Annotated in this window: 1 pseudogene; it reads right to left on the bottom strand. The window is 67.5% G+C overall.

From position 1 onward, the window contains the following. Positions 1-243 (bottom strand): annotated as a pseudogene (locus R2R70_RS22625) (lipid-A-disaccharide synthase); the annotation flags it as partial.

The raw sequence follows: 243 nt of genomic DNA, 5'->3' as shown, positions 1-243 counted from the left end.
AAGGCGGCCTCGAAGGGCAGGAAGGTCAGCATGCGATCGACGGCGCGGCGATTGGTCTTCACGCGCCCCTGACGCCAGGCCCACACGGAGGGGCGGACGTAGTGTGCAGTGGTGATGCCCTGCTTGCGCAGGCGCAGCCCGAGCCCCAGATTGAAGTCCGGGCCATCGATGCCGATCATCACGCCGGGTTGCCACTCAAGGGCTCCGCGCAACAGATGGCGACGCACCTTGATCAGCGCCGGC

This window comes from Cobetia sp. SIMBA_158 (genome assembly GCF_046566945.1).
GTDB classification, from domain to species: domain Bacteria; phylum Pseudomonadota; class Gammaproteobacteria; order Pseudomonadales; family Halomonadaceae; genus Cobetia; species Cobetia amphilecti.
Note: the sequence above shows the minus strand (reverse complement) of the source record. Positions and strands in the feature narration are given on the sequence as shown.